The organism is Plantibacter sp. LMC-P-059a (genome assembly GCF_030209505.1).
Classification (GTDB): Bacteria; Actinomycetota; Actinomycetes; order Actinomycetales; family Microbacteriaceae; genus Plantibacter.
In genome coordinates this window covers 135,383-147,637 of the sequence record NZ_JARVRZ010000004.1, presented here as the reverse complement: position 1 = coordinate 147,637, position 12,255 = coordinate 135,383, and the positions used below count along the sequence as shown (strand labels likewise).

The following is a 12,255-nucleotide window of genomic DNA, read 5'->3' as shown; positions in this document are numbered from 1 at the left end:
TAGCGTAGACGGATGGCCGCCCTGAACCTGCCCGTGATCTCCTGCAGCCTCGATCCGGCGAGTCGCAGCCGGACCCTCGCGTCGATGAGCAGCGGGCTGCTCCGCGACCAGGGCCATGAGTCGTCCGTCATCGATCTGGCCGAGCTGGAGCTGCCCGCCTTCGACAACGACCAGGTCTTCGACAGCCCCGTCTTCCGTCGGCTGCACGACGTCATCTCCGCCGCGGACGGTGTCGTCCTCGCGTTCCCGATCTCCAACTGGGCTCCGGCGGCCACCGTGAAGTCGCTCATCGAGGCGACGGGCGCGACCGGCGAGGACGGCAGGGTCGCCGCCTGGTTCGACAAGGTCGTGACCTTCGTCTGCGCCGCGGGCCTGCCGCACAGCTTCATGGCGACCGGCACGCTCGGGCAGTCGCTCATGCTGGACTTCAAGTGCGTGATCAACCCGTACACCGCCTACCTGTCCGAGCGGGACTGGGAACGACCCGAGGTGCTGCGGGTGGACCGCGCCGAGCGGCTCGCCAAGACGATGACCGTGCACGCGGAGCTCTCGGGCCTCCTGGCCGCGCGGACGTACCGCTCCGTCTGGGAGGTGTGAGCTCGCGCCTCGGAGCCGGACGTCTCAGAGGCGGACGACGAGCTTCCGCGCCGAGACCCCGGCGCGGACGCGGTCGAGGGCGGGCTGGATCGCCTCGAGGCCCTCGCCGACCACCTCCGGCGCGGGTGCGCAGACGTGCCGGCCCGCGGCGAGTGCGCTGGGCAGGTAGTCCTCCCAGAGCATCGGGCCGACCTCGTTGGTCATGAGCGAGCTTCCCCAGACGTAGCGAGCGGTGACACCGGCCCGGCGTGCGCGGAGCTGGAGGGCGACGTTCGCCGCCACCAGCCGGCTCATGGTGCGCACGAACGCCAGGCTCGGGCCGCCACGACGCGGTAGGGAGCCGAAGGACACCGAGGGGCTGGCGAGCGCGACGCGTCGGGCGCCGGTCGCCGCGGCGACGGCGACCGACGGTTCCGCCGAGCCGGTGCCGACGGCCAGGACGCCGGCGACGTCCGAGCCGGCCAGGGCATCGATGAGGTCGGCCACGACGGTCGGGCTGCGGTAGTCGAGAACGATCTCGGCCCCGAGGGCGCGCATCCGGTCGTGGTTGTGGGGCGACGCGGTCGTGGCGACGCGGTGGCCGGACGCGACGGCGAGCTGGATGGCGTTGCTCCCGACGCTCGTGGCGCCTCCCCACACGACGACGGTCGTCCCCGTCGGGACGGGGTGCTCGGAGGGGTGGGGGAGCGCCAGGTGGTCGGCCTGGAAGAGGGCGGTCGCTGCGGTGGAGATCGCGAGTGGGAGGACGACGGCGTCCTCGTCGCGGAGGTCCGCCGGGATGGGGGCTGCGAGGTCGGCTCGGACGACCGTGTACTGCTGGAACCCGCCCTCGGCCTCGTGGCGTCGGCCGCGTTCCATGCCGACGGCGTAGGCGACGACCCGGTCGCCGACCGCGAAGCGATGGACACCCTGCCCGATGGCGACGACTTCGCCGGCGACGTCCTCGCCGAGCACGGCGGGGCTGGGGAGCCAGCGGTACATGAGGTTCCCGGTCCACTGCTTCACCTCGTCGAGCGGGTTCACGGCGACCGCGCGGTTCCGGAGGAGGACCTCTCCCGGGCCGGGCTCGTGCATCGCGGCGGGACCGACGACGAGGTCTGCGCGGTGTGCTGGCAGCCAGGCTGCGGTGTTCGTCGACATGCGGACTCCAAGGGGATCGGGACGACCGGCATCCAGTCGATGACATGTCGTGCCATCACTGTACACCTGACGACACGTCGTGTCATCCGCTAGCCTGATCGCATGGCACGCTGGGCACCCGATGCGGCTCTCCGACTCGAGAGCGCTGCGATGGAGCTCTTCGCCGAGCGCGGCTTCTCGGCGACGACGGTCCCGGAGATCGCCGAAGCCGCCGGCCTCACGACGCGCACCTTCTTCCGGCACTTCGCCGACAAGCGCGACGTCCTGTTTCTCCGCGAACGGGAGCTGCCGTCGGTCGTCGGTCGGCTGGTCGCGATGGCGCCGCCCGGGCTCGACCCGCTCGCGCTCGTGATGTCGGGCCTCGAGACGGTCGCGGCCGGTGAGCTGCAACGCTGGCGGGACGACATCGCCGCCCGTCGGACGATCATCCGCTCGGAACCGCAGCTGCGCGAGCGGGAACGGTTGAAGTCCGCCGTGCTCTCCGACGCCATGCGCGACGCACTGGTGGGCAGCGGGGTCACTCCGGCCGACGCGGCGCTCGCCGCATCCATCGGCTCCGCCCTCTTCGACGCCGCCCTCGAGCAGTGGTTGGCCGGCCCGGACGACGTACTCCTCATCGACGTCCTCCGCACGATGCGCCAGCGCCTCGGGGATCTGGCTGGGCGCTGACCGAGGAGATCGGGGCCAGTGGCGAGCGCAGCTTGGCCGTTCTGTTCACGACCCCGCCGTCGCCCGCTCGTACGGTGGATGCATGACACTGAAACTCGGCTTCATCGGCATCGTGACCAATGACATGGCGGCCTCGCTCGCCTTCTACCGCACCCTGGGTGTGCCCGTCGGGCCGGACCAGGACGACGCTCCCCATGTAGACGCCGTCCTCGACGGCGGCGTGACGCTCGCCTGGGACACGGTCGCGACGATCCGCGGCTTCGACCCCTCCTTCACCCCGGCAACTGGTGGCCACCGGATCGCGCTCGCCTTCGACCAAGGGAGTCCAGCGACCGTCGACGCCACCTTCGCCGCTCTCGTCGATGCCGGATACGCCGGGCACGTCGAGCCCTGGGACGCCGTGTGGGGACAGCGGTATGCGACGTTGCTCGATCCGGACGGGAACTCCGTCGACCTCTACGCCGCGCTCGACACGAACTGAGCGGGGCTCGAGCCGACGAGCCGGCGGAACTCGCGGGAGAGGTGGGGTTGATCCGCATATCCTGCCTCGGCGGCGACATCGGCGATGGGCATACCCGAGCGGAGCAGCGTCCGAGCTCGTCGAGACCGTTCCAGGCGCACGAGGGTGGCGTAGCCGTACCCGAACGTGACGAGCATCTGACGCCGGAAGGAGCGTTCAGATCCGCTCATCGTGCTGGCGATGTCTCGCGCCGGAGCCGCCTCGGACGCCGCTCGGCGGATGGCGTCCGACCAGCGACTCGACGCCGCAAGCTGGACGGCGAACGCCTCGAGTGTGCCGACCGGGGCGGGCCCGGCTTCGAGCGGGATCATCGCCTCGCGCAACCGTGCCGCGGTCCGACGATCGGTGACGTCGTCGAGCGGCACGAGCTGATCCGCGATCGCTGCGAGGTCGATGCCGAGCAGGAGCCTGGCCCGACCGGGCTGCATCCTGAATCCGAACGACCCGGTGGCCCCGTCGCGACCGGTGGCGAGCCACCGTGTGGACGGTCCGGCCACCTCGACCCGGCCGTCGCGGAGGATCACGTCGACACAGCCGTCAGCCGGAACCGTGGCGCCCCCGGCGCTCCCGATCGAGCGCCACAGAGCCTCGCCGTGGGTGAACAGATGCTCGGAGTACACCGGATCAGTCTCTCAATCGGCGTCCGATCGTGTCGACGAGGATTCGGACGAGGACAGGGACCGCGGAGCGTGCCGAGGTGCTGCTCATCGGTCTGCGGCTCACTCGTGGCGGCCGACGCCGGGGCAGGCGGGTGCCTGAGCCAGCCACCAGGCGGCGATCGCCTGGTCGGCCTCGCTGGGGTCGCGTGGTGGATCCAGCTCGTCGTCTGCGCTCCCGCACGGCTGGGCCGTGAAGCCGGCGATCCGCGGATTGTCGGCGCTCATCGAGAACGAGATCGCCGTCGCCGAGGTGTTCGCGAGCGTCGTCACCTGCTGGTACGCCGCCCACTGCGGACTCGCCTGCAGCTCCGCGAGGGGCACTCCTCCGAGTCGCGTGTCCCCGGGGAACGCCACCGCGAGGAGGAGCTCGTCGGGCCGGTCGAGGCCCCCACCATGCTGCTCCCCGTACCAGTCGATGCCGGCCACCGAGCCTCCGAGCGGCCCGAGGACGGCGGTCGTCCCCTCGATTGCCGCAATGGTCTCCAGTACGGCGGGCGGGACGGGGAGGCCGGTCGCACTGAACCGAGGGGCTCCGGAGGACGACTCGGGGTTGTTCAGGACGAGCGTGGTCTCCGCAGCTGCCAGCGGGTCCGGGAGCTCGGCCTGGAACTCCCCGACGAAGCCGGCGATGGTGGCTGGCGCGAGCGGTTCGGCGAAGACGAACATGACCTGGAGGTCGGAGGATGCGGGTCGATCCCCGTCGGCGGATGTCGCGACGAGCTCGACCCGGATCGAATCGACCGCGACCGGATCCGTGTCGGCCGCCCAGTCGCGCCAGGCCGTCACGGTCGCATCGATCGTCTTCGCCGGTGCACCGGTGCCGAACCGGACCGAACCCCCTGCGGCGTCCTCGATGATCACCTCGCCGGATTCCTTGCCGTCGGTCGCCTGAGCAGCAGCCGTCGCGACGTCGGCGTAGGACTCGGGCGGAGCGCCGTCGGTCATCTCGACGGTGATCCTGGCGTTGTAGTACGTCTCGAGCCCGCCGCCGTTCGACGCCTCGACCGTTCCACTGACGTCCTCGACATCGGGCAGGCCCTCGACGGCCTCCACGATCGACGCCCGCGCCGCGTCAGCGCCGGCGCTCGAACCGCACCCGGTGAGCAGGACGGCGGCTGTGACCGCGCCGAGTCCGGTGGCGATCGCCCGGCGTGCGTTCCGGCGCGCGCGGGCGCCTCGTGATTCCCCCATGCAGGGAGGCTATCGTGATGCCGCGCTCGTCGTCCGGCGGACGGCGGGGCTTCCATGGTCGAGGATGGATCCATGCCGAACCGGGAGCCGTCCAGCACCAACCCCTACCGCATGAGTCGTCGGCGCATCTCGACGCTGAGCGGTGCGCTCATCGGATCCCTGGTGCTGCTCGTCGGCGTCGCGCTCATCGGGGCCGCGATCGGCGGTGACGACGCCGAGTCCTGGGTCGCCATCGTGTTGTACGTGGCGTTCGGCCTGCCGCTGGCCGTGGGTGCGGTCTTCGGCGGCCTGGCGATCTCCCGGTGGGGGTGGATAGCCGGCACCGTGTTCGGCTTGGGTTGGCTGACGATCCTCGTCGTCGTCTTCGACAACGGGTTCGGACTGTTCACCGACGGTGAGGCCGTGGGGCCGGTGGTCTTCGACAACGCTATCTGGCAGATCATCGGCGTCGCCGGTCTGGTCGTCGGCGGAGCACTGTTCTTCGTCGCCGGTTGGCTGAGCAAGGTCCCGATGTGGATCGGCGGGCCGGCCGGCGGCGTCGACGTCTCGCGCCGGAAGCGTTCGGGCGAGGGGAACGCGGTCGTCCCACCGGCGAAGCGCAAGTCGCGCCCGAAGCCGAAGGGTCGCTCGAAGCAGCAGCGACGCCGCCGCTGACGGGCTGAGGTGGTCGTGGCGGACTGTTCAGTCGCCTCCGCCGCCGCCACCCCCGTCTCCGCCACCCCCGGAATCGCCGCCACCGCCTCCGTCCCAGCCGCCCGAGTCGTGCCCACTGCCGTGGTGACCGCCGCCGTGGTGGTTGTCACCATCCACGATGTACGGTCCTCCGGCATCCGAAGACGATCCTCCACGACGCTTCGATGCGGGAGGACGCCTCCGTCTGGCCTGGACGGTGATCGTGAAGATGATGACCGCGACGGCCGCGACGATGACGAGTGTGGCGACACCGGTGCTGTTCATGGCTCGACCGTAGCGATGTCCGACGCTTGTCGCATCACCCGCGGGTCGAACCTCAGCGCCTCGGGATCGTGGAGCCGCGGAGGACGAGTCGGCCCGGCAGGTACTCGACACCCTGTGCGACCTCCGTGCCCTCGATCGCCTCGAAGATGCGGGTGGCGGCGAGCCGGCCGAGCTGTTGCAGGTTGGCATCGATCGACGACAGTTCCGGGCGAGAGTTGGTGGCCAGGATCTCCCAGTTGTCGAAGCTGACGACCGCGACGTCGCTCGGGACGTCGCGCCCGAGGTCGCGGACGGTGTCGAGGACGCCGCGCGCGATCTGGTCGGAACCGGCCACGATGCCGTCGATCTCGGGGTGCTGGGCGAGGAGCATGGCCGCGGCATCGCGGCCCCAGTGCTCGGTCCACTCCGAGAACATCGGCGAGCCGACGAGCTCCAGGCCCGCCGCTGCGAGAGCGTTCTGCACGCCCGTCACGCGGTCTCTGGCTGCGGCGTACTGCGGCTCGCCCGTGATCATCGCGATGCGGGACCGCCCGCAGGCGATCAGGTGCTCGACCGCGAGCCGACCGCCGTCGCGGTTGTCGGGGGTGATCGAGACGTCGGTCGGGTCGTCGGAAGGTGCGTAGGCGTACACGACCGGCACGGGCAGCTTGTGGCCGAGCGATGGCCGCGGGTCGGTCGTCCGGCCCACGACGATGATGCCGTCGACGCGCCGGGTGAGGAGGGCGTTCAGGTGGTGCTGCTCGCGGATCGCGTCCCCACGCGCGTCGCAGAGGAACACGTTCACCTGTCCGGCGCCGAACGCGTCCTCGGCGCCCATGAGGATGGGGATCACGAAGCGACCCTCGAGGTCGCTCGTGAGGAGGCCGACGGTGCCGGTGCGGCCGTTGATGAGACTCCGGGCGAGTTCGTTGGGGGTGAAGGACACGGTCTTCGCGGCGTCGAGCACTCGCTGGCGGGTCTTGGGTGCGACCTCGCTGCGTCCGTTGATGGCCTTCGAGGCCGTCGCGATCGAGACACCGGCGATGCGGGCGACGTCTCCGAGCGTCGCCGCCCTGCCGCTCGTGGCCCCGCCTGCGGCCATGGCGTCGTCATCGGTCATGACGCCCCCCTTCTCGTTCCGGAAACGTTACCGGATCCCACTCTTGACGCTACCGTGATCCCAGGCTAGCTTTACCGAAAGGCGTTTCGAGAGTTTCGAAACTTCCCCCCGCACCGCCGGGCCCGACCGGTCCGCTCAACGACGAGTCAGAGGAGTCACCATGCGCAGCACGCACACCAGACGGATGCAGCGGGTAGGAGGAGTGGTCGCCGCGGGCGCCCTCCTCGTCGGCCTCGCCGCCTGTTCCTCCGGCGGCGGCGGGAGCTCGCCGCTCGCCAGCGCCGGCCCCGAGGGTGTTGACGACGGTTCCGAGCTCACGCTCTGGACCCGCGCCCCACTCGAGAAGCAGGCCAAGCTCCTCGTCGAGGCCTACAACGCCTCGCATGAGAACCAGGTCAAGCTCACCGTCGTCCCGAACGACGACTACGTCGCGAAGGTCGGCGCGGCAGCCGGTTCCGACAGCCTCCCCGACCTGTTCGCCGCCGACATCGTCTACGTGCCGAACTGGGTCGAGCAGGGTCTCTTCCAGGACCTCACCGCCAACATCGACGGACTCGACTTCAAAGACGAGATCAACAAGGGCCACCTGGCCGCCGGTACCTCCGACGACAAGGAGCACGTCCTCCCGTTCGTGCTCGACCTCTCGATGCTCTTCTGGAACAAGGAGCTGTACAAGGAGGCCGGCCTCGACCCCGAGCAGGGCCCGACGACCCTGGCCGAGTTCGCCGAGGACGCCAAAGCCGTGCAGGCCCTCAACAAGCCCGATACCTACGGCACCGCCACCGGGCTCAACTGCGGCGGCTGCCTCGTGTTCACCTGGTTCCCGAGCGTCTGGGCCGACGGCGAGCAGGTCATGAACGAGGACGGCACCGAGTCCCTCCTCGCCGAGGACGGCGCCAAGGAGGTCTACAGCACGTGGGCCGACCTGTGGAAGTCGGGCGCGGTGCTCCCCTCCTCGAAGGACGAGGCCGGGCCCACCTGGACCGCCGGCTTCACCGAGGGCAAGGTCGGCGTCATGCCGTACCCGGCGACCCTCCTGTCCTCCACCCCGTTCGACGTCGGCGTGTCCGGCATCCCCGGCCCGAAGGGCGGCGACTCGACCTTCGTCGGTGGCGACGGCATCGGCGTCTCGAAGGACTCCAAGAAGGCCGCGCAGTCGTGGAACTTCCTCAGCTGGCTGATGTCCGAGGACGCCCAGGTCGGTGTCCTCGCGAAGGACAACGACGTCGTCTCCCGCTCCGACCTCGCGAACAACGAGTACTCGAGCAAGGACCCGCGACTGGTCACGATCAACGAGGTCGCCTCCAAGGGTGACACCCCGTACTCGCTGAACTTCCAGGAGGCCTTCAACTCGCCGACCAGCCCCTGGCTGACGCTCGTGCGGAACGCGGTCCTCGAAGGCACCGACACGGTCGACGCCGACAGTGACGCGATCACGGACGTGCTCTCGCAGTAGTCCGACCCGCGGGTGCGCCGTCGCATCCCCCGCTGTGACGGCGCACCCGCACCCACCCGCTTCGAAAGGTCCACCCATGAGTACCACCCTCGCCAGACGAGGCCCGACGGACTCGGTCGGTGCCAGGAGACGTCGATCCGCGCACGCCCGCACCGGCTGGCTCTTCGCGCTCCCGACGGCCGTCTTCGTCATCCTGCTGTTCCTCGTCCCGCTCGGACTCGTGTTCCAGATGGCCGCGTCCGACTGGCCCCTCCTCGGCGGCAACCAGGGTGTGAACTTCCCCGAGAACTTCCCGAAGGCGATCGACAACCGGTTCTTCCTCGACTCGGTCGTCTTCACGCTGAAGTACACGGTCATCGCGACCGTCCTCCTCATCGGCCTCGGTCTCGGCCTCGCGCTCCTCGTGCAGGAGTCCAGCCGGTGGAAGGGCTTCCTCCGCACCGCCTTCCTCATCCCGAGTGCCCTCGGCCTCGCCTCGGCGTCGCTCCTCTTCTACGTGCTGTACTCGCCGATCGCCGGCCCCTTCGCGGACCTCACCAAGGCCATGGGCTTCACGTTCCTCGGCACACCCGACGCGGCGCTCTGGTCGACGGTGTTCCTCATCGTCTGGCGCTTCGCCGGCTTCTACATGCTGCTCATGCTCGTCGGCCTCCAGGGGATCCCCGAGGAGGTGTACGAGGCGGCCCGCATCGACGGTGCCTCACGCTGGCAGACCTTCCGCGACATCACCGTCCCGCTGCTGAAGCCCACCCTCGCACTCACCACGGTGATGTGCGTCACCGGTTCCCTGCTCGCGTTCGAGCAGTTCTACATCCTCACCAAGGGCGGCCCGGACAACAGCACGATCACCGTCGTCCAGCTCATCTACAACGTGGCGTTCCAAGGCCCCAACAACCTCGGCGTCGCCGGCGCCCTGTCGGTCCTCGTGCTCGCCGCGCTCATCGTCATCAACATCGTGCAGATCCGCGCGTTCAGCAAGAAGGTCGAGGACTGAGCATGACCATCACCCGGAAGGAACCGGCCACCGTCACCTCGACGATGCCCGACGTCCGCGGACACGGACGCTCTCGCTCTCGCGGGCGCGAGGCCAAGCCCACGAACTTCTTCGGCATCGCCATCAGGATGCCGTTCTGGATCTTCACCGCGGCGCTCGCCGTGATCTTCCTCTACCCGCTCGTCTGGACCGCCGTGCGTTCGGTCTCCCCGCTCGCCGGCACGAACCAGACCGAGGGCTGGGGGCTCGGCAACTACATCACGCTCGCCGGCTACCAGGACGGCATCCTGCAGTACATCGGCAACTCGGTGTTCGTCTCCTTGCTCACCGTCATCCTGACGCTCGTCATCTCGCTCTTCGGCGGGTATGCGTTCGCGAGGTTCCAGTTCCGCGGCAAGAACGCCCTGTTCCTCGCGACCATTGCGATCCTCATGGTCCCGTACGCCACGCTGCTCATCCCGCTGTACGTGCTGCTCAACCTGGTCGGGCTCTCCAACTCGCTCGTCGGGGTGGCGCTCGTGCTCACCATGTTCCAGCTGCCGTTCTCGACCTTCATGATGCGCATCGCGTTCGAGTCGATCCCGAAGGAGCTCGACGAGGCGGCGATGGTCGACGGCTGCACCTCGTGGACCGTGCTGTGGAAGGTGCTCGTGCCGGCGGTGAAGCCGGGTCTCATCACGGTCGGACTGTTCGCGTTCCTCGCGGCGTGGAACGACTTCATGGCGCCCCTCATCCTCATCAACGATTCGGCGAAGATGACGCTGCCGCTCGCGGTCTCGAACCTGCGCGGTCAGGTGCAGGGCGTCGTCGACTACGGCGCGACGGAGGCGGGCGTCGTCGTCCTCGCGCTGCCGTGCATCCTCCTCTTCCTCATCCTCCAACGTCACTACGTGCGCGGCTTCATGTCCGGCGCCTTCAAGGGGTAACCATGAGCACCACCATCAGCAACACGTCGACGCACACCGGCCTGGGCATGGCTCCGGTCGTCCCCACCACCGGTGCCCTCACGCCACTCGGGCTGGACGAGGTCCGGATCACGGACGGATTCTGGGCCGACCGCCAGCGCGTGAACGGCAGCGCGACCCTGCCGCACGTCGAGCACTGGCTCGAGCGCGAGGGATGGCTCCGCAACTTCGACCTCGCCGCCGCGGGCACCCTCCCCGAGGGCCGCCGCGGGCGGGAGTTCGCCGACTCGGAGGTCTACAAGTACCTCGAGGCCGTCGCGTGGGAGCTCGGACGGCTCGGCGGTGACGACGCCTTGGAGTCGCGGTTCCGCAGCGTCGTCGACCGCGTGGCCGCCGCCCAGGAGGCGGACGGCTACGTCAACACCCGCTTCGGGCGCCCCGGGCAGGGTGAGCGCTGGTCCGACCTCGAGTGGGGTCATGAGCTGTACTGCCTCGGTCACCTCTTCCAGGCGGCGGTCGCCCGGGAGCGGACGAGCCCGGGTGCCGACGACGGCCTGCTCGGGATCGCGACGCGCGCCGCGGACCTCATCTGCGAGGTCTTCGGCACCGACGGCATCCAGTCGGTGTGCGGGCACGCCGAGGTCGAGGTCGGTCTCGCGGAGCTCGCCCGGGTGACCGGGGAGTCGCGGTACCTCGACCTCGCCTCGCTCTTCGTCGAACGGCGCGGCACCGGGGTCCTCGCGGACATCGAATACGGCCGGGCGTACTTCCAGGACGACGTCCCGATCCGCGAGGCCGAGGCGCTGCGGGGTCACGCGGTCCGTGCCAACTACCTCGCCGCGGGCGCGACGGACATCGCCGTCGAGCACGGTGACACCGGCCTGCTCGAGGCTCTCCGCGGCCAGTGGGACCGCACGATCGCGCGCCGCACCTACCTGACCGGCGGGCAGGGCTCGCACCATCAGGACGAGGCGTTCGGCGAGGACTTCGAGCTGCCGTCCGACCGCGCGTACTCCGAGACCTGCGCCGGTATCGCGTCGATCATGTTCAGCTGGCGGCTCCTCCTCGAGGATCGGGACGTCCGCTACGCCGACCACATCGAACGCGTCCTCTACAACGTCGTCGCCACGTCGCCGTCGGCCGCGGGCACCGCGTTCTTCTACGCCAACACGCTGCACCAGCGCACGCCGGGGGAGTCGAGCCCCGCCGACGAGGTGTCGCCACGCGCGTCCTCGTCCGAACGTGCGCCCTGGTTCGACGTCTCCTGCTGCCCACCGAACGTCGCTCGCACCCTTGCGAGCCTCGCCGCCTTCGTCGCCACGAGCGACGACCACGGGGTGCAGATCCACCAGTTCGCCTCGGCGACGATCGACACGACCATCGGTGGGGCGCACGGCGGGCGGTTCCGTGCCGAGCTGGTGACCGACTACCCGCGCTCCGGAGTCGTCTCGCTACGGATCCTCGAGGCACCGCGGGAGGCGGTGACCGTCTCGATCCGGGTGCCGTCCTGGGCCGACGACGCGCGCCTGTCGGTCGCTCCGGCGGACGGCGCGGACGAGACGCTGGATGTGGCCCCCGGGTACGCCGACGTCGCCCGAGTGTTCGCCGCGGGCGACGTCGTCGAGCTGTCCTTCGACATGCGGCCGCGCGTCACGCACCCGGACCCGCGCGTCGACGCCATCCGCGGCGCCGTCGCGATCGAGCGTGGCCCGGAGGTCTACTGCGTCGAGTCGGTCGATCTGCCGGGAGGCGACGAGTCGCTCGCCCACATCGAGATCGACCCGGACGCCGGTGTCGAGGAAGCGGGCGACGGGCGCCTGACGGTCGCGCTCCGTGCCCGCCCGGACGCGGACGCGGCCTGGCCCTACGCCGAGCGGTTCGACGCGTCACACGACGCCGAGCCGTTCACCGCGACCATCGCGCCGTACCACTCGTGGGCCGAGCGTGGCCCGTCGACCATGCGCGTCTGGATCCCCACGACGCGGAGCTGACCGACGCTCGACAGGCCACTCGGATCGCCCGAGATCACCCCGGATCGCAAGGATTTCGGGGCGGTGTCGGGCGATTC

Annotated in this window: 13 protein-coding genes; 8 read left to right on the top strand and 5 right to left on the bottom strand. The window is 70.0% G+C overall.

Features of this window, described 5'->3' with window-relative positions; genetic code table 11:
* Positions 1-12: 12 nt before the first annotated feature.
* On the top strand, positions 13-597 hold the full coding sequence (locus QRN27_RS10270; protein WP_285042159.1) for an NADPH-dependent FMN reductase: 585 nt from the start codon (positions 13-15) through the stop codon (positions 595-597).
* Between the two features lie 24 nt (positions 598-621).
* Here QRN27_RS10270 and QRN27_RS10265 read toward each other — a convergent pair whose 3' ends face one another.
* The gene (locus QRN27_RS10265) at positions 622-1,737 is read right to left on the bottom strand and encodes a zinc-binding alcohol dehydrogenase family protein (RefSeq protein WP_285042158.1); all 1,116 of its coding nucleotides are present in this window, start codon (positions 1,735-1,737) and stop codon (positions 622-624) included.
* Positions 1,738-1,839: 102 nt separating this feature from the next.
* Between QRN27_RS10265 and QRN27_RS10260 the strand changes: the two genes are divergently transcribed.
* Together QRN27_RS10260 and QRN27_RS10255 are read left to right on the top strand one after the other, a co-directional pair.
* The gene (locus tag QRN27_RS10260; protein WP_285042157.1) at positions 1,840-2,406 is read left to right on the top strand and encodes a TetR family transcriptional regulator; all 567 of its coding nucleotides are present in this window, start codon (positions 1,840-1,842) and stop codon (positions 2,404-2,406) included.
* Between the two features lie 82 nt (positions 2,407-2,488).
* A complete protein-coding gene (locus QRN27_RS10255) occupies positions 2,489-2,887 on the top strand; it encodes a VOC family protein (RefSeq protein WP_056009798.1) in 399 nt (132 codons plus the stop codon).
* Here the strand turns inward: QRN27_RS10255 and QRN27_RS10250 are convergent.
* Both QRN27_RS10250 and QRN27_RS10245 read right to left on the bottom strand, forming a co-directional pair.
* Positions 2,863-3,546, bottom strand: coding sequence for a helix-turn-helix transcriptional regulator (locus QRN27_RS10250; RefSeq protein WP_285042156.1), 684 nt, complete (start codon positions 3,544-3,546; stop codon positions 2,863-2,865). The two genes, QRN27_RS10255 and QRN27_RS10250, sit on opposite strands and share 25 nt — an antisense overlap.
* 99 nt (positions 3,547-3,645) lie before the next feature.
* Positions 3,646-4,776, bottom strand: coding sequence for a hypothetical protein (locus QRN27_RS10245; protein ID WP_285042155.1), 1,131 nt, complete (start codon positions 4,774-4,776; stop codon positions 3,646-3,648).
* A 72-nt stretch (positions 4,777-4,848) separates the two neighbouring features.
* On the opposite strand from QRN27_RS10245, the gene QRN27_RS10240 reads away from it, so the two are divergent.
* On the top strand, positions 4,849-5,430 hold the full coding sequence (locus tag QRN27_RS10240) for a hypothetical protein (protein WP_285042154.1): 582 nt from the start codon (positions 4,849-4,851) through the stop codon (positions 5,428-5,430).
* Positions 5,431-5,457: 27 nt separating this feature from the next.
* Here the strand turns inward: QRN27_RS10240 and QRN27_RS10235 are convergent, their stop codons facing one another.
* Together QRN27_RS10235 and QRN27_RS10230 are read right to left on the bottom strand one after the other, a co-directional pair.
* On the bottom strand, positions 5,458-5,733 hold the full coding sequence (locus QRN27_RS10235) for a hypothetical protein (protein ID WP_285035509.1): 276 nt from the start codon (positions 5,731-5,733) through the stop codon (positions 5,458-5,460).
* Between the two features lie 52 nt (positions 5,734-5,785).
* Positions 5,786-6,832: a LacI family DNA-binding transcriptional regulator gene (locus QRN27_RS10230; RefSeq protein WP_285042153.1), complete on the bottom strand. Its 1,047-nt coding sequence runs from the start codon at positions 6,830-6,832 to the stop codon at positions 5,786-5,788.
* Between the two features lie 160 nt (positions 6,833-6,992).
* Between QRN27_RS10230 and QRN27_RS10225 the strand changes: the two genes are divergently transcribed.
* The 4 genes from QRN27_RS10225 (at position 6,993) to QRN27_RS10210 (ending at position 12,178) form a co-directional block, all read left to right on the top strand.
* The gene (locus tag QRN27_RS10225; RefSeq protein ID WP_056009788.1) at positions 6,993-8,288 is read left to right on the top strand and encodes an ABC transporter substrate-binding protein; all 1,296 of its coding nucleotides are present in this window, start codon (positions 6,993-6,995) and stop codon (positions 8,286-8,288) included.
* A gap of 76 nt (positions 8,289-8,364) precedes the next feature.
* Positions 8,365-9,282, top strand: coding sequence for a carbohydrate ABC transporter permease (locus QRN27_RS10220; protein ID WP_285042152.1), 918 nt, complete (start codon positions 8,365-8,367; stop codon positions 9,280-9,282).
* A gap of 2 nt (positions 9,283-9,284) precedes the next feature.
* Positions 9,285-10,208, top strand: a complete 924-nt coding sequence (locus tag QRN27_RS10215; protein WP_350224090.1) for a carbohydrate ABC transporter permease — start codon at positions 9,285-9,287, stop codon at positions 10,206-10,208.
* A gap of 2 nt (positions 10,209-10,210) precedes the next feature.
* Positions 10,211-12,178 carry a glycoside hydrolase family 127 protein gene (locus QRN27_RS10210; protein WP_285042151.1) on the top strand — a complete coding sequence of 656 codons (1,968 nt, stop codon included), beginning with the start codon at positions 10,211-10,213 and terminating at the stop codon, positions 12,176-12,178.
* Positions 12,179-12,255: the final 77 nt, after the last annotated feature.